This is a genomic window from Dubosiella muris, assembly GCF_004793885.1.
GTDB lineage: Bacteria > Bacillota_I > Bacilli_A > Erysipelotrichales > Erysipelotrichaceae > Dubosiella > Dubosiella muris.
In genome coordinates this window covers 1-18,228 of record NZ_SRYG01000008.1, presented here as the reverse complement: position 1 = coordinate 18,228, position 18,228 = coordinate 1, and the positions used below count along the sequence as shown (strand labels likewise).

15 protein-coding genes and 1 pseudogene are annotated in these 18,228 nt (G+C 31.5%); 2 read left to right on the top strand and 14 right to left on the bottom strand.

Annotation, left to right across the window (positions count from 1 at the left end; all coding sequences use genetic code 11):
• Positions 1-307: 307 nt before the first annotated feature.
• The 13 genes and pseudogenes from E5336_RS12375 to E5336_RS04920 all read right to left on the bottom strand — a co-directional run bounded on the left by E5336_RS12375 (position 308) and on the right by E5336_RS04920 (position 13,964).
• On the bottom strand, positions 308-484 hold the full coding sequence (locus E5336_RS12375; protein WP_168353557.1) for a hypothetical protein: 177 nt from the start codon (positions 482-484) through the stop codon (positions 308-310).
• A 175-nt stretch (positions 485-659) separates the two neighbouring features.
• Positions 660-1,616, bottom strand: coding sequence for a ComEC/Rec2 family competence protein (locus E5336_RS04975; protein WP_135979974.1), 957 nt, complete (start codon positions 1,614-1,616; stop codon positions 660-662).
• Positions 1,616-1,795 carry a hypothetical protein gene (locus E5336_RS04970; protein WP_135979973.1) on the bottom strand — a complete coding sequence of 60 codons (180 nt, stop codon included), beginning with the start codon at positions 1,793-1,795 and terminating at the stop codon, positions 1,616-1,618. The genes E5336_RS04975 and E5336_RS04970 overlap by 1 nt, the downstream gene beginning before the upstream one ends.
• Positions 1,788-2,591: a TIGR04255 family protein gene (locus tag E5336_RS04965; protein ID WP_135979972.1), complete on the bottom strand. Its 804-nt coding sequence runs from the start codon at positions 2,589-2,591 to the stop codon at positions 1,788-1,790. Before E5336_RS04965 ends, E5336_RS04970 begins: the two co-directional genes overlap by 8 nt.
• Before the next feature lie 292 nt (positions 2,592-2,883).
• Entirely contained in the window at positions 2,884-3,243 is a 360-nt protein-coding gene (locus E5336_RS04960; protein WP_135979971.1) for a phospholipase D-like domain-containing protein, read from the bottom strand.
• Positions 3,240-3,695, bottom strand: coding sequence for a helicase-related protein (locus E5336_RS12715; RefSeq protein WP_422110298.1), 456 nt, complete (start codon positions 3,693-3,695; stop codon positions 3,240-3,242). Before E5336_RS12715 ends, E5336_RS04960 begins: the two co-directional genes overlap by 4 nt.
• Positions 3,696-3,860: 165 nt before the next feature.
• Positions 3,861-5,254, bottom strand: a pseudogene (locus E5336_RS12710) (TOTE conflict system archaeo-eukaryotic primase domain-containing protein); the annotation flags it as partial.
• A complete protein-coding gene (locus E5336_RS04945; protein ID WP_135979968.1) occupies positions 5,199-5,654 on the bottom strand; it encodes a TOTE conflict system archaeo-eukaryotic primase domain-containing protein in 456 nt (151 codons plus the stop codon). The pseudogene E5336_RS12710 and the gene E5336_RS04945, both read right to left, overlap by 56 nt.
• A gap of 259 nt (positions 5,655-5,913) precedes the next feature.
• Positions 5,914-8,577: a hypothetical protein gene (locus E5336_RS04940; protein WP_135979967.1), complete on the bottom strand. Its 2,664-nt coding sequence runs from the start codon at positions 8,575-8,577 to the stop codon at positions 5,914-5,916.
• A 14-nt stretch (positions 8,578-8,591) separates the two neighbouring features.
• A complete protein-coding gene (locus E5336_RS04935) occupies positions 8,592-11,111 on the bottom strand; it encodes a reverse transcriptase domain-containing protein (RefSeq protein ID WP_135979966.1) in 2,520 nt (839 codons plus the stop codon).
• Positions 11,112-11,221: 110 nt separating this feature from the next.
• Positions 11,222-11,713: a hypothetical protein gene (locus tag E5336_RS04930; RefSeq protein ID WP_135979965.1), complete on the bottom strand. Its 492-nt coding sequence runs from the start codon at positions 11,711-11,713 to the stop codon at positions 11,222-11,224.
• A 14-nt stretch (positions 11,714-11,727) separates the two neighbouring features.
• Complete coding sequence (locus E5336_RS04925) at positions 11,728-12,195, bottom strand: IS66 family transposase zinc-finger binding domain-containing protein (protein ID WP_277820788.1); 468 nt, start codon at positions 12,193-12,195, stop codon at positions 11,728-11,730.
• A 266-nt stretch (positions 12,196-12,461) separates the two neighbouring features.
• The gene (locus E5336_RS04920; RefSeq protein ID WP_135979964.1) at positions 12,462-13,964 is read right to left on the bottom strand and encodes a hypothetical protein; all 1,503 of its coding nucleotides are present in this window, start codon (positions 13,962-13,964) and stop codon (positions 12,462-12,464) included.
• A 99-nt stretch (positions 13,965-14,063) separates the two neighbouring features.
• Here E5336_RS04920 and E5336_RS04915 point away from each other — a divergent pair, with 99 nt between their 5' ends.
• Positions 14,064-14,576, top strand: a complete 513-nt coding sequence (locus E5336_RS04915) for a hypothetical protein (protein ID WP_135979963.1) — start codon at positions 14,064-14,066, stop codon at positions 14,574-14,576.
• A 93-nt stretch (positions 14,577-14,669) separates the two neighbouring features.
• A complete protein-coding gene (locus E5336_RS04910; RefSeq protein WP_135979962.1) occupies positions 14,670-16,457 on the top strand; it encodes a hypothetical protein in 1,788 nt (595 codons plus the stop codon).
• 143 nt (positions 16,458-16,600) lie between these two features.
• Here the strand turns inward: E5336_RS04910 and E5336_RS04905 are convergent, their stop codons facing one another.
• Positions 16,601-17,857, bottom strand: a complete 1,257-nt coding sequence (locus tag E5336_RS04905) for an IS110 family RNA-guided transposase (protein WP_135979961.1) — start codon at positions 17,855-17,857, stop codon at positions 16,601-16,603.
• Between the last annotated feature and the right edge of the window lie 371 nt (positions 17,858-18,228).

Here is an 18,228-nt window from a genome sequence, read left to right as displayed (position 1 = left end):
AAATAAAAAAGGCAGACAACTTCATTCCGTCATCTGACCGTTTCTTAGAACCATAAAATTTCTTGGGAAACCCCTAAAGATTTTGGTTACCCAAAAACCACCAGTTTAGCCAGTGGATATTTAGTATGGATTTCTCTTTGTATTTATTTTTTCGAGATAGTCTTGCATGGCGGATTGAGAGGACTCTTTCAGCGTACCGGGTGGACCTAGTTAATGGAATGCTCAATCCGTAGCATCGCAATCTCGACTTCTTATATGCTATTATTCAGTTCGTCTATCAACCACGATAAAGGAAATAACTCTATTTCTATTTTGTTTTCCGACATTTTAAAACCCTTTCCATCGACCTTTTGAAGTCCCTGTTCGTGCGCACAGGATAAGGGTTAGGAATTCGTTCAGCCGGTGTACTGATGATTTTTTGAATTCGTATCGCATCTTCAAAATTCTTCAAAACAAATCTTTCCTCAAAACTCGTTGTCTTCATAATTGATTCCTCCTTTCAATTAAACTAGAGCTTAATCAAATAGTTTATTCATGAACTCTTCTAAACTTGCCGGCTTTTGTTCTGTTTCCACAGTTTTTCTCGACATTCAAGATGCACAAGGGCCAGCGCATAGCTCAAAAATCTTTCCAATCTGCACAAAAGAATGGCAGTCCATTTATTTAATTTGCATAGCATTTCCATACATTTGAACTTCCTTAGTGCTCTTTAACAAATTATATTTAACCTTTACCATTCCATATCCTTCTTGATTTTCTTCGCTCCTCATTGATTGTGTCAAATATACTTCGGCCGAGATATTTTCATAACAATCAATAATTTCTTTTTCCGGTAATTTTGAATTACCACATATATAAGACGTACAAACCGAAATATCTATATCAGAAAATAAATCCAGCGCTTTATTCGCAGTTTTCGATCCATGGTGAGGAATCTTCAATAAATCAATATCTTTTATGAAAATAGGCGGAAGTTGTGACCAGGCATTATTCTCTATATCTCCCGTAAAAACAAGATATTTGTTTCCGAGAACAAGCACAAAACCAATAGAATTGAGATTATTATCAATTCTATTCAAAAACTGATTAGCCCTTAAAGAATGAGATGGAGGAGCGAATGAATTAATTTTTAATTGAAATTCTTGAGTTTGATAAATGAATTTCGGTTTAGGCCAGTGATAAAATAAAACATTTTTACCATCAGAAACACTCATGACTCTATATTTTTCTGCGGATTGCACCACTTGTTCTCGAAGATAGCTAAATAGTTTTATTACTTCCTTTGAAAACTTCTGCGGTGAAAGTTCCACTCCTTCAGGAATCAAAATAAGAGTATCTTCATTTGAATAATTTTTAATTATATCTTTCATTCCCTTGGAATGATCACCGTGAGGATGAGACCAGCAAATAATATCTATCCATTGAATACGCTTTTTCACAAGAATTTCTTGAATGAGATTTTTATCTTTACAATGGTAACTGTCAATCAACACACAAAAGACTGCCCTTCCATCTACTTCAACAACAATCAAAATGGCCTCACCCTGATTTTTATATCCAATAATATATACCTCTAAATAAAATTCATTTTGGATAAAGTATGGAAATGACTGCATTATTTTCCTTTATATACTTCAATAATTCTTGAATAAACAGGCTTCTCTACTTTTACATACGGATCTTTCACAACCATTTTTGGAGACGAACGCTTGAAACTATGCACTGCTCCTTCTCCAGAAGAATGGGTTTTACCATGAACACGCAATGGTTTAAAATTTTCATTTTTTTTATACATTCTTATTCACCCCTAATATATCCTCATCTTTGAATTCCTCTTCAGAAAGTTTTCTAATAAAATTATCACTTAAAGATTGGGTATAGATATTAAAAATCAACGAATTCATAATTTTTAAGTATGACTTATCGACTTTTGATTTATCAAACTCTTCCGCCTCTTTAAATACGTCAATATCCAATAAATATTGATTCCATGGTTCCAACATATCGTTATTTGTGATTGTTCCCTTTACAAGGGAAGCAGTATATTGAACTTGAAATTCATTTTTAAATAATTTACTGCTGTTTTGAATTTCCTGAAAATCATCATCAAAGATACTTAAAATAGATGGATTGATATACTCTTTTAAATCAGTCCCCTCTTTAATAAGACAGATATTCGTTTTTCTCAATCCTATTCTGTGAAATTTAACGAATCTTTCCTCACTTAACTTACAAATAACAGAAGTAATTAAATCAATATAATGTTCAAACGTTGTTTCATTCGCGGAAATATCTATATCAAAAATAATATAATTTTTTGAAATTTTAAAAACCTTATTATTCGGACTAGAAAATTCATATACTGTAGTATTTTTCACTTCTGTTTTATTATCTACTCCATTGAACATATTGACATTAACAGAAATATCTTGTTCGATTTTTTCTTTTAACGTTGTATACCCTCGGTTATATAAATTGTTTTTTAAATCAGTGATTTTCTTTTCCACATCCATATCCAATAAGCCAGAATAATCCAGTCTGAAGATCAATTCTTTCAAAAAATTATTCTTTAAATTTAGTCCCTTATCCATTATGATTCACCCATCTCTTATATTTGGTATATTATAGCATATCGGAACGCTTAAATTAAAGGCATAGATTGGCTCCATTTCCTCTTGCAACAAATTCAACGACAATATATTTTCTTCTTCGTTCTTTTTTATTCGTCATTTTTAAACGAATCACCTCGCCTAAACTTACGTTCTGCCGAGGTTTTCAGTCCGAAACTACCGTGCCTATCCATAAGATATCTTTACTGGCTTATCTCCTTCGATTATCACAAAGAATGTCTTATTTCATTAAATCCAAGAAAAGAAGGCACAATCAAAACAATTTCATTTGTAAAGTATCCTCTTCTACCATTCCAGAAACCAATTCATCCGCAATTCTCGAATCCACGATTCGCATCACTCGACCTTCTTCCGCATCTTCTCCAATCAAATTGATGTTCCCGTACCAAACGATTTTTCGATCGATGACCGCGAATTGTTCATACAAATTTTTTCTAAAAATCAGCTTGCCGTTTTCCCGTTCCAAATTAGAATTATCGTTGCTTTCATTTGTAAAAATATAAATTCGAGATCCATGATTTTCCATTTCTTCAAATAATAATTTATATTCCTTGAATGTTTTCCATGATATGTTTGAACAACAAACCACAACTTCTCGTCTTGCCTGGTTCAAGTCTTTCTGAAACACCTCTTTGTAGTTTTTCTCATCGTAAATGCATTGTGTGGCATGCGTGAGACAATCACGTTTTCTTTCCCCGCATAATCACGATTCAGTCTCCCTACATATTGCTCCACATTCACATCGTTTTTGAAAGGGGTTGTTAAAAACAAAGCATCCAGTCGAGGATAATTGAATCCTTCGCCAATATATTTGTCAATCGCAATCAAAATCAACGATTCATTTTCACGAACTTCCTTCATCTTCCTTCGGATTTCACTTCTTTCTCGCGGTGTTTTGCCCCCTTGTAAGAGAAACATTTGATCCGATACGCCTTCCAATCGCCGATATAAATATTGAGCATGCCTTCTGGACCGTGAAAGAACCAATGGCGTCCGCCCTTTTTTAACTGCTTCCTGAATATCCTTGACAATCAAATCGTTTCGTCTAACGTTTTCGATTGCCATTTGATACGCTTCCTGGATCTTTATCTCTTTCTCATTCACCAAACGAAGCGATGTAAATCTTGGGACAACCAGGTGCTGGATCCCTTGTTGCATGGCGCGATCTCTGGCACTGAAACGATAACGAATCGGTCCAAAATACATAAATATTTTCGGCTCCTGCCCATCTTCCCGTTTTGGCGTAGCGCTAAAACCATAACGATAACGTGCCGGAACTTTCTGAATGACTTGCTCATAGGTTTTTGACGGAATATGATGGCATTCATCCATAATGACCATTCCATATTGATGTAAAAATGGGTGCTCACTTTCCTTTTTTGAAACCGATGAAATCAAAGCCACGTCTATTTTTCCGGCGCATGTATCCTTTCCCGCATAAAGAACCCCAATATGACTTTTTCGAACCTTTTTTCGACCCGTAGGCGTCTTATATTCAGGGAGCGGCTCGTCCCAGGAAAGAAATCGTTCCAGCTCTTCAACCCATCCATTCAATATTTCTGTTGTATGGACCAAAATCAAAGTGCTTTTCTTGATTTGCGCAATCAGACTGGCGCCAACCACGGTCTTCCCGAAAGCTGTCGATGCCGATAAAATTCCATAGTTATGTTTTCGCAAAGAATCCACTGCCTGTTGCTGCCGGGGATATAAGTTCCCTTTCCATTGAACTCGTAATGGATATCCTATTGCCGTCTGATCTTCAATTTCATATTCAATCGAAGCCTGGTTCAATTTTCCAATAAGATTTTCTTCCAGTCCGCGAGGAATCGCGATATACCGTTCAAAATTGTCATAGCAAGCGATAATTCGCGAAAGTCCATGTGTCGAATATCCCATTCGCTGTGTTTTATAAAATTCAGAATTGGAAAACGAAGCAAGACGGCGAATTTGATTAAGGAGTCTTGGTTTTAAATTTGTGGTTTCCACATACAATTGATTCGCACGGACCAGTTTGACCGTTCCGCTTACATCTTCTTGAGCAAAAATCAAAGATGATGTATTCCACGGTTTCTCTTCTTCCAACGCACAGATAGAACCATCAAATAACGGTCCTAGCAGATCGTTATAATCCCATTTCTGAATGCAGTCATCTATCAATTCTTCTGAGATTTTTTGCGTATGTTTTAACGCTCGCCATTGATTCGGATATGGATTCCAATGTTCATCCACGAAAGCGCTGTTTCCGTTTTCAACGCTCGTCCCTGAAGCGGCAACGCGACTAAATTACCGATCTTCCCTTTTTCCAGCCAATCCTGAGCAGAAATCATCCGATCATACGAGGCAAATGATTTCAGCTCGATCGATTCCGAGCCATTTGTCAATAAAAGCGTTCCGAATTTTCTGGCTTTACTCGCTTGAATCGGTTGCTTGAAAAACAGCCAGACATGCGCTCCATTCCCGGAACGGGATCGTTCCACAAGGCATGGAACATGCAACACTTGACACATCTTTCGCAGCGCATCCACTTCCACCATCCACTGATTTCCAAGCATTTCGTGATCATCAAAATCAAAAACCAGGAAATTGCACCGTCCGTCCGGGAGCAATGGATAAACTCCAATCACGTCGGAACCGTCTTCCTTTTCCCTCCTTTAAATGCGCCATAAGAACCGGTCCTGTTATCGAAAGATATTGCCTGTTATCGCATTTCTGGCATGAAATCGACATTCCATGTTTACGCGGACAATACCCATCTTTCCAAAAATTCGCGCATTGCGGATAATAGCCAGCCATGCCCGTCTTTGAATTCGGCTTTCCAGACCGTTTTGCGTACACATCACTTCTTCCACGAAACATGGAATAGAAAAAACGCACATGCACTTCTGTGATTTTTTCGTCATGAATAAAAGGCAATGGATCAAATTCAATTTGATGTTTTTCCAAAAGCGATTTCAAATACTCGTTCTCTTTTTCCAGTCGTTCAACCTTTTCTTCCAAACCTTCTTGATACAATGAACCATTCATATTTTTATTATAGCGTAAAGAATGAATCCAATCAGTACCATAAGGATGTCTTTTCTTTTTCACTCGCTTTGACCACGATCTTTTCATGCGAAAAGGAATCCAGATCACCTGTTCGGTTTAGATAGTGACAGCAATGTCTTTATTTATACGAAGCAGAAAATCATCAAAAGAGTACGAACATTCAAAAAGCAAGTAAATTAGAGATCTAGTTTAGATTGCAGACCGGCTTTATTTGATTGATTAAAGGTAATCTATATTATTAGAGTTCTCTTTTCATCACAAACATACAAATAGCCTTTCTTGAATCTTTTAGCATGGCCTCTGGAAAAGCATTAATCTTTGGCATATTGAATTCTCGTATCACCGTATAACACGATATCTCTTTTTTGTTTGGCCAGATAATTTCTATATCATTTTTAATCCTTTGTGATTTGCTTAATATTTCATGTCTATAACTAATCTTGCAATTTTTCAAATTATTTTCTTCCAAAAAACTTTCAATTTTCTTCTTCCCCTCGCTTGTTCCGTAAAAACTATGGATTTCAATACTACAATTATTTTTACTAATAATATCTGATATTTTAATTTCGCATTCTCTTTTTCCAAGAACATAATATTTTTGACATTTTTGCTTAGCTCTTTCTAACTTACTCTTATCCCTAACATCTTCAATATCCAAGTACGCTTTCAACATACGAATAGTTGCTGAACCATTTTCAAAATTATCACAAAGAAAAACGATTTTATTAATACGATTTTCATTATGAAAATAAGTGCCATCTTTTAATTCGATATTTTCATCATATAAATCATTTGTTTCTCGACAACGCTTTGACTTTAAATACTTTTCATATACCCTTACCAAAACACTATCGCAATCTCTTTTGTCTTTTGGAATATAAAGAGTATTCGAATCAGTACGCATAAATTTTTCATCGTGATTTATATTTTCAAATGATAAACATTGGTGACCCAAAAAAATATTTAAATAATTATCTATTTTTGCAAAGTTTACTTTTGACCATAACATATTATGAATCAATCGATAGTACACTTGAGAATCAAAATCACAAAAAAATTTTTCATTTCCCTCTGCTAATGCTTCTTGATGAAGACTCATCATTTTTTTAATTTCACTATACATTTGTTTAGTTATTTTTGATACCGTTTCTAATGTTAGCTCGTTTTTCTGTTGAATATCTATAAAAGCTGAAAGTACTTTTAAAAATTTTTGGTCATATGTGGCGTATTTTTTATTTTTCGAATCATATAATACAAAATAAGTTTCACTATATTGATCTTCTAGTATTTGATCACAATCTTCTATATCCTCAAATTTAATTTCTAATACTTCTTTATTAATTATTTTTAGCAGTTGTTTCGTATATACGCTTCGTCCTAAATTGATTTTTAGAAAATACATTCCCTCATCTTTTTCTTCTACATCTCCTTTTAAAACATAAATATCCTTTTGATTTTCATACCCAAGAATTTCAAATACCCAGTCTACTCCACTTTTTAATGGATAAAAATCTAATACATCAATTTCATGATCCTGCAAATTAACATGATTACGATTGGATAAAATATTCTTACAATATTCATTTTCTCTATACCATTCTGTTATGATAAATTTTAAAGAATCTAAAGGATTGCTACTTGCCATTACCCAATTTTTGATCAATTGTATTTGAAACCAGTCATCTTCTGAAAAGCTATCAATTTTCAATGCATTTATGTCTATCTTTTCTCTTTCTAATAAAAGAAATCCCAATCCAAGAGAGACTCTATTCATTATATTAGAGGTACTAATTTTTAGTGCTGAGCACCTATAATTAGATAATGCATCTAATAATTCATTTTTTTGATAACATTTACCGAATTTTTCCCTTAATCTTCCTTTAATTATAAATTCATCATTGAAACAAAAAGGATTCGTTAGCCTATATTTACCTTCATTACCCTTTACTATCATTTTATCTAACAAGACATTATATGAAGAATTATTATAAATTAAATTTAAAAAAATCTTTCTTCCTTCTTCATCTTTAAGGATATCCGAATAATCTGTCAATTGATCGTTTTTATTTAATTGATATTCATAAAAATATCCTATTATACTTCCGGCATGATCTTTTTCTACAAAAATATTTTTTTCAGTTGAATAATCCGCTATAAAATAATTTTTGTCCCTATGTCTAATCAGAATATTTCCATTATTTTTATCATAAAAGGTCATGACACCATTTTTTTGATAATTTAGCAAATCAGAAGTATCGATAATTTCACAATTCACTGATAGATATTGGATGAATTTAAGATTGCATTTTTCTTTTAGAGCTTTTAATGCCTTTTGCTCATCTATATTATCTTTAAATAATTTTACGGCAAGTTGAAGAATTCGAATTTGATAAAGACCAATAGAATTATCGATAAATTTAAAATTTTCAACTACATTTACTATCATTTTATGAAGTGGAAAAATATATTCTGAGTCTTTTTTTATTTCAAACACAAAATATATACTGTCTAATTCTTTTAAAAGAAGTTCAAGATACTGAATAGGATATTTATCTTGGTTTATCGAGAAAATTTTTTCTCCCTTGTTATACATTTTTAATTCATGCAGAAACCGCATGATCATCATATTACTATTATCTTCTTCTTCTGTTATTTCACTAACCATATTTTCTATATTTATAAAAACTCTTAATATCTCTTCAATCGTTTCGTTAGGAACATTCCCGTTATACATTTTCTGGCAATATTGTAATAGTTTAAAAAAAGCTTTTGCCACTAAAACTCTTTTTTCTGATATTTTTATAACCGAATATGAACTTAATTCTTCTAATAATTCTGCAACAAGATTTATTTGATTACTACTAGCCTCTAAAGCTTGTATATATGCTTCAATATTCGACACACTTTTCCTCCATTTTACATTTCAATTAAAATCAAAGCCTGAATAATTGTTTTATCATCCTCTTTTACATAATCTAGAGGGATTTTTTTTAAGTATTCTTTTTTTATTCTATTAAACAATCTCCTACTAATACTCTCGTTCTGAGTAGAATAATATAATTCATGAATAAAATTACTAAAGTTTAAAGATTTAATTGGTATTAAATTAAATTTCTCATTGTCTAAAAAATCAACCAGATATCTTTCCTGGCTAAATAAAAAATTATAAAAAGTTCTAAAATTATTTCCTCTGCCTTCTAAACTTTTCAAAATATCCTCGCTGTAATATTTCATACACCAATCTTGTACTTCCGGAAAAACATACCTTCCAAAAAAATAATTTATTTTTTCAATCCCAAAATCATTTTCATGCAAATACTTATTTAGCTTTAATCGCCTTTCATTTTCTAACAAGATTCCCGTATAAATATTTTCATTTAATTCATAATTAAAACTATCTTCATGCAATAAAGTTCTTCTTTCTTCTACTGTTAAATCTTTTAATCTTCCAAAATATTTTGTTTTTTTTGAGTTAATTGGTAATCCCGAAAAAATTAAATATTCCTTAATGCCCTCGTATAATTTCAAACTATCAATATTGGGCTCACAGAAAAAAATTATGTCATCCACATATCGATACATATAAAAATGTTTCTTGCCCCATTTTGCTAAAGCGCGTTCAAGCAATTTGTCTAAATACATTTCTGAAATTATCCTTGCGTAAGCAGGACCTTGAGGGACACCAATTCTATTTCCATTCTGAATACTTTTCATCAGACTATCATTAAAGTTCATCAAAAAAACAAAAATGTTTTTTGCTTCACCCTCTAAAAATTTCTCAAATGTCCTAAATACCGAGAGAAAATCAATATTTTTATAAAAATCCTTCAAATCTATATAAAACGCTCGATAATCTTCCATGAAAGGAATTTCTGTAAATATACGAATATGATTAATATAATTGCTCCATGAAGAATACCAATTAAAGAAAATAGAATCTTGTGATGTATAAGAAATTTGATAACTGAAAGATTTCCACTTCTTTTTCATTAAATAGCTTAATTGAATAGCTAAATGCGTTGTAATGACGCGATCCTTCGCTGAGAGAGATACTAATATTCGTTTTTTTTCCGGCGATTCTATTCTTTCAAAAACCTTAAAATCTTTAGGAATATAATCATTTTCTTTATTTAACTTTATTTTCTCTATTATCTCTTCATAAATCCATAAATCTAATTGTTTCAATCCACAAAGATCATTCCATATCAAAACATCTGCTACTTCATCATTAGTTCTAAGATATTTTTTTTCTTTATTTAGAATCGAGTTTAAATCGCAAAAAGATTTTCTTTCATTTATATTTTGGAACTTCTTCAAAATATTTTTGTTTAAATTGCACCGTCTTAATAAATAGCAAAAACCAGTTTCATTTTCATCTAGATTATCTTCCATCTCGATATTATATATTTGATATAAATATCCGAACGTAGCCGGATAATATTTATCTTTTAACCTAAAAATATTAATTTGCGTCTTCGATTCATCATAATTCGGAAATTTTTTCAATATATTTTTAAGTAACTGTGTACTAGAATCACATTGGGAAAGAGTTCCAAAGAGAACCATCCAATCTTGATGTAAACCACGTCCACTTTCCATTCTTTTAAAAATTTGTCTAAAAACATCTGTTTCTGATAAAACTTCTATTACCTTATCTGGTGTTACCTCTACATCTTCTGTCAAAACAAATTTATAATAAATCGGTTTTTTAGATTCCTCATCTGATTTTTCTAGTTCCAATACTTTGATAACTTCATCAACATCATTCTGCTCATATGAGCTTAAAATATTTAATTGTTCTTTATAAAAATCTAACGAATCGATATCATCTTTTCTATAAAAATTTCCATAAAAAAAATAAGATTTATCTCCTGATTTATGCGATGATAAAGGAAATTTAACTTGTTTTCCAACTATATTATTATAACTACTTTCAGTAGCTGGGAACTTATCTAGACTCCATTTTTCACTATTTTTAATCTCACGTAATTCAAAGCATCTCTTTTCTATTTCGTTTAAAATCCGATATCCTGTTTTTTTCGATAATAACGCATTAAAGATAATCCATACATGGACTCCCCTCCGTCCAGAAAATTCTGTTAAATAACGAATTCCTAGCTTTTTAAGAGTTATAGTTAATGGCTTGATGAAGTTTTTATACATATCCGCAATTTCTGGATTCTCTTTATCTTTGCAATCAAAATCATAACATATCCATCGAATCCGATTAGTTTTATACCCTTGCTGATAGCATCCCATTGAACCGTTCCGTAAAATCATCTGCTCTAAAATAAAAGACGATAAAGGAAAGTATTTTGTTATATATCTTCCATCTCTTTGTTGTATTCCTGCTGCATGTGTGTTAACAACAAATAAATTATATTCTCGTTCTGCAATTTTTTTTATAACTTGCTCTTTTTCTGCTTTGCTATCCATTAAATTCCTCCTTCTTTTTTTCAGAGCTAAAAAACAATTATCGATATTAACTTAAATTGCCTTAAAAAATATCAAATTTATTAAAGATTAATTTATATTTTGAAAAGTAATTAATCTTCTAAAAGATTTACCATATAATTTCCAGTAGAATATATAATAACAGGTACATTTTTATATTCAATATCATTTTCGAAAAACTCTTTATCAATATTTTCTAGATTAAACTCCATTGCTCCAAGGACAATTTCACATACAGCTAACATATCATCAACTGTAACAAATCCATTAAATTTCCCTTTAAAAATCAAAGGATTCCTTCTAGAATCAGATGTTAACGCCCATCCATTTTCGATTTTTACTAAAGGGGATTGCCCCTCTTCAAATAACTTTTGATCTTTAGAATCAATAATAATCGATTCAATAAAAAAATCTTGATTTTCACGAGATAAAATTCCCATCTCAAAAGTTTTTGAAATCTTATTAAGTGCATTCGGGCTAAGTATCATTGATTTAACTTCCAAATTCCCTTTTCTGGACTCCAATTCCCCATACACTTTCCGATTCCTTAATGTTTTTAAATTTATCATATTTTTCTTTATCATAAATCCCTCTCCTTTTAATTTAACTTAATTGTATCAATTTTCAGCTTTCTTTCCCATGTTATTCTTTCTTTTTCCGACTTTATTTTTGAAACTTGGCTTCGATATGGAAGATCTTCGCCATTTGCACCAGCAGCCGGTACGTGATGGAATCGCCTGTTTCTTCTTCTATCCCTTAGCGCGTCCACGAAATACCTTCGCGCATGCGCCCAGCCTAGCTCTCTCCGGTCGTGATCCACCGGATTGTATCCCGCGTAATCGTCGGTGAACAGGGCGCCCGCCGCTTTCATTTTATAAAGAACGCCTTCCCCGTCGTTCATACACGCAGGGCAGGCGTAGTAGCTTTCCGTATAAATATCCTGGATGATGATTTGCAGCGGCAGGATCTTTACGATCATCCGCACTTTCTCCTCGCCGATCTTTACCATTCGTCTTCTGCACCAGGGACATTTTTTTTCTTCTTCTCTTGTATGGATAGATTCCAATATAAGGACATATAAGAATCAAAAACTAATATTTATATCTCACTCAAATATTCCACTTTTTGGAGAAACTCTATCTTTCTGCTTATGATTCACGTGCACATTATTGTATATTTTATAATTATAAACTGATTTAGCTTTCTCTTCCTCTGTGTTTATTGGAAATAAACATACAAGACAAAGAAAAATAATAATTAAAACAAATGCAATAAAATTTTTCATTTTTTATCCCCTACCTTAATAAAATTAACATTACAGATTATCAATTATTATAAGTTTGAATTTTTGAAAATATTATTTAGAGCAAAAACAATACTAGAATCAGTAAAGTGGAACATTTCCTGCCCTTCTAGTAAGAAATGCGCCATAAGAAAAAATCCACCTTCTTTTATATAATTGGAATAAAAATTATTTCCATATACTATTCGTTTTCTTATTTCTTCTTCATACATTTTCTTATCCGTTTCCTTTAAAAGAGACAAGAGATTCTCACATAACCCATCCATCCCTTCATTAAAATCATCTTGAAAAATTCTATTAAATCTCTTTGAATTTTTTACACGATCTAGCTCATTTAAATAAAATATATAAAATGGGAAAGAATAAAAAGTATTATTATTTCTCTCGATTATTTCCAATATTTTCTTTAAAAAAGTAATCATGAATTCATAACTTCTATATCTGTAAGCACATTGAACTAGATTTAATATTATCCATTCACCGATATTCCCACCTTGCCCATACTTTTTATGAAATTCAGTAATTTTATAATCCAATTTATTATAAACTATATTAAATGAAAAAAGATTATATAAAGATATAAATTTATCAACCACATCTTTAATTGAATCTCTTCCTGAAGAAAAGTAGTAAACAAAATAAAAGTTAAGTATCTCTTTCATACAATTCGTAAAATATTCATTTTCTTCATTTGGATATATGCATTTATAAAACTCTAAATTATCATTTACTTTTTCCAATACAGCAGGTTCCCAATGCTTATAACTTAATAGTCGATCTCTCCTTGATTTTCTTTCTTTTGAATCAAAACAAAAAGGATTTTCTTTCATTATAGTTATGTTATATAAAAATATCGATAGCTTTTCTAAAATATTTAATCGAATAAAATCATCATTATCGGTTGCATTAATAAACAAAGTTAAATTTCTCGAGTTGATTTTAACTTCGTACTCATTTGTAAAAACCTCGATGTTTTCATCCATCAAAGAGGAATCACTTATGTTCTTTTTTTCTATCGACACCAGTAAAAGAACAAATGCAAATAAATTATCATCTATTTCATTTTCTTCTCGCAAACTTCTCAAAATTTTCTCTTTATTCATCAATGATATTAAACCAAATATTGCACAACACTCTAATAAAATCACCGATAAAATTAATATATTTCCACATAATAGAGCAAGATAATAATCATCATAGAAAAAGCTTAATGAAATAACCCCAAAAATAACTAAAAGCAATAAAATGAAATTGTTCTCAATTTTTTTTGTAAACTGATATACCCTGTTTTCTCTACATTTGATCAACGTTATAAGAAAATTAAATAGAGAAATTCCCAAAATAGATTGATTAAGTTGGATGAATATAGTAAGAATCAAAGTTAAGCATCCTGCAAATAGACTTAAAAATAAAGATTCCATTGGACTAGTCCCCAATTCCTGCAAAGCACGAAGAATTGGATTTTGACTAACATCAATTACTATAGGGTTATATAAGTAAATCATTATAAAAGAATTTCTAATTATACCCATCTTCTCACTTCCCCACTAATTAAACTTCCATTTCCTTGATTTTTATTTTATCATAGAATATATAAAAGAGCATTAAGAAGTTAAGAGCGAGGAGAGACTATGATTTATAAAGTTGTTTTATCCGAAAAAGAGTTTTCTGATAATGAAGCCGAAATTATAAAGTTGTATTCATTTGATACTCTTCATTATGTTGCAATCTATGAAGAAAATTGGTGTTGCTTACCAGACCATTCCGTTAATACTAAAAATTACAAACAGAATAAATCAGAATTTTATTTTTTTGGAAAATTGTTTCCAGATGATTTTTTCAAAAAGCACCCATATTATGTAATCAGTTTTATAGTAGATAAATTCACCGGTGAATATTTACCTCACCCCAAAGGTTTTCCAGATGATTTTCTGTGTTTTTACAGTTTAAACGACTATGGGTATGTGGCTTTTTCCAGAGGAAACAATCTAGAATCACTATGTAAAAAGGTAGCGGAATCAATTAGCAAAAAAATTAATACAAACCAAATAACAAGAGCATATAGCATTATCTGTGTAGATATCCCAAAAATCACCACCTCTAATGTTACAGAAAAACCAATTTGTCTAAATTTCGAATTATAAAATAATTATAACATTACAAAGACACTTTCAAATATTTTTGGATCGAAGTTATATAGTATTTATCATTTCGGACAAATTGATAAAACTTTTAAATTGAAAAAACTACGAAAAGAAGAATTAGCGAAATTATTTGATAATATTGATAACCTTCCTAACTTTAAAATTGACTATCAGATTAGTTTAAATAATTTTGTAAAACCAAATATTCCTAAGAGCGAAGACAATAGTGAATTAAATAAAATTGCTGATTCTATAAGAGTTTCGATTGAAAAACTTGATAACATAAAAATATATTTTGAAGTTTTATCTAACTATATTTTAGAAACATTAGAAAAAAACGAAATCAACTCTAACTATTTAAGTATTTTAAACGCTTACTTTCATGTTTATGATTTTTTAAATAAAAGCCAAAAGAATAATTCATTGAATATCATATATTATACGAAACCACTCTACGAAGCTTTTATCAACAATAATCAGTCATTATTAAGAAACAATTACATAAATTTTCCAAAATCATCATATATACCAACTAAAATAGTACTATTTTATACGATATTTGGAGAGCTTTTTTCTCATATAATTTTAAATTATAATCTAGAAATGTCAGAAGAGAAAGCCATACTAACGAGTTTGGAAAAAAGTACTATTCGATCTTATAAAAGCTCTTATCAATTTATTAGTCAAAATGAAATTAGCAGCTTTTTCATCACAGCAAACGATTTACCAACACAATTAATAACTTGGCCTAATAAAGATAATCGTAAAGAAATATACAACAATTATATGTACTATAATCTTTCTCTCTCCAATTGGAAAAGAATAAAAGAAAATCTATTTTTTATTGCTCATGAGCTTTCACATAACGTTGGTCAAATATATCGTTTGCGCGAAATTCGTTATGGATTGCTCAAAGAATTTATTATTAATTTTTCAACTATAAATCTATTTAGAATGAGTTTTGCTCTTTCGCAAAAACCTATTAAAATGGAAGATTCTCCACTTTCTATGGAAGACTATAATGATTTTTTTGAAGCAATTGCCTTACCTTGGGAAGAGGGATTAAGAGAGTTTATCGAAATAAATCAGCAAAATTATTTCAGACAATCAAATTTAGAAAACAATAATATATTTTTATTGAAAAATTGCATTGATTTTTTTTCAATTAAATTGAAAGATTATAGCCAAATTGCAAGTCGGAGTATAAAGAAAAGGGTTGAAAATTTAAAAAATAACTATCCATTATATTCAAATTTTCTCAGTGATATAAATCCAGAATTTATTTTATACTCTTTTTCATCTTTTGATGAATTTGGTCAAGATATTGAATATCTTTTCCATGAATGCTTTGCGGATTTTATAGCTTTTCTTCTTATCAAGCCTTCGTTAAACGAATATATCCATTTCTATTCAAAAACAAATGATATAAATAAAAAAAACAATTTTGATAAATCATTGGATTTTTATCGAATCGCTATTGTTTGTATTGTTTTAATAAACACAAAAAATATAAACATTCAACATGAGAAAAGTAAAATAACATGTCCTATTGATAAAATAATCTTTGAGGAAATACTTAATCTTAAAGAAAAAATAGAGACTACAGATTTTTCTAAAATTAAATTTATTGATTTTTATCAAAAAGATGATATATATCCTTATTTAATGCTGTATGATAAATTAATCATTTATCTTTATGAAGTAAATAGAAACATGAGTTTTTATTTATCAAAACTAAATGATAAATTATATCTACTAAGAGCTATTTTTAAAACTGACACGGCTGAAGAAGCCATACAACTCTTATTTAAGAAAGCTTCCTCTTTATCTTTTGTTTACGAAGATTACCATAATGCTTTTATAAAGGGAAGTAGGAAATAAAACGGCGTCTTTTCGACCTCCACATCACCCGGTATCCTAGGTGATGTGGAGGTCTTTTTTTATGTAACTTATTCCTTATTTTTTGTAAAAAAAGCGCATAAAAACCCTATTTTGAAAAACAGTGTTAATTTGTATCTCTTCCATCAAGACATTTGAAGTGCCTGATTCCTATACTCCTCTGGAATCTCTATGCCCAGATTTTCTAGTTTTGTCAAATAACTTTTGATCTTACTTTCCTTTGTCTTTGTTTGATAATAATTGCTTCCCAATTCCTTGTATGATTCTCCGTTTTTCAGCATATGATATGCAATCTTCAAAATGGAATGTCCCACTGCCACGATCGCTCTCTTTTTTCCGCGATGTGCCGCGATCCGGTTGTATAGAGAGGAAAAATAGCTTTCTTTTTTCATTACGGCAGAATGCGCGCAAACCACCAGAGTACTCCTTAGCAGTTTGTTTCCTTTTGTCGTTCGAGCGCTCAGTTTTTTCTTTGCCGATTCTTTGTTTCCCGGGCTGATTCCCGCCCATGAACAAATGTGGCGATCCGTGGGAAACCGACTCATATCGACACCAATCACAGATATGATGATTTTCGCGCTGTCTTCTCCGATTCCCGGAATCTGCGTTAATCGTTTGGCCGCTTCTTTCTCCGGATCGCTCATGGCGTCGTTGATATCCTGATCCAGTTCTCGAATATGCTTTTCCAATTCATCAATATGCTTGCGCAGTTCCCGGATCATTTTGATTTGAACCGGACTCAGCACGCCATTCATATCCTCGATCAACTTTGTTTTGCTCGCTTTTAATCTTCTTGAAATCTTTCTGTCTTTGATCATCTGGTCATAAACAGCTTCATCGAATTTTTCTCCTTTCAAAATGAGATCCAAAAGATTTCTCGCGCTTTTTCCATTGATATTGGATACAGTGCCGGACAACTTGATATTTCCACCTTCCAGCATTTTTTGGAGCCGGTTCAATTCGGCGGATTGGGTTTTTACCAGACTTTTCCTGTAGCTGACAAGCTCGCGAAGTTCGCGTTGGGAGCGATTGGGAATAAAGCTGGGAATCAATAAGCCATGACAAAGAAGATCGGAAATCCATTCCGCGTCTTTGATATCCGTCTTTCGACCGGGAACATTGCGCATATGCTGAGCATTGACAACAATCGGGTTCAAGTCGAAAGATTCAAGGACATTGTATAAAGGTTTCCAGTAAGAACCGGTGCTTTCCATAGCGACGGCTTGACAATGATTTTCCAAGAGCCAATCCGCCAAAGAGAGAAGTTCACGAGTGGAAGCACCGAATTCCTTGATCTGGGTGTTCTGCTCCTGACGAAGACAGGCGACGATCAATTTCTTGTGAACATCAATACCACAACAAACCGCATAAAGATTTTCCATAAACAAAACTCCTTTTCAAATAAAGCGGTCGGAACGGCTGCGTAGATCATTTTTTTATACGTTTTTTCGACGAAGCGATCAACAGATGGTGGTGCGTTCAACCGTCCCTCAATCAATTTTTTTTACGAGTTCGGAGCTCAAAAAAGAGACGACCTCTTCCGCTAATTCCAGTATAAAGAAAAAAGGAATGAAACAATAGATTTTTGTCTAAAGTTACATTCCGTGTGGTACACCTCGGAGTATGGAGATTTTTTATGTAACTTATTCCTTAATTTTTGTAAAAAAAGCGCATAAAAACCCTATTTTGAAAAATAGCGTTAATTTGTATCTCTTCCATCAAGACATTTGAAGTGCCTGATTCCTATACTCCT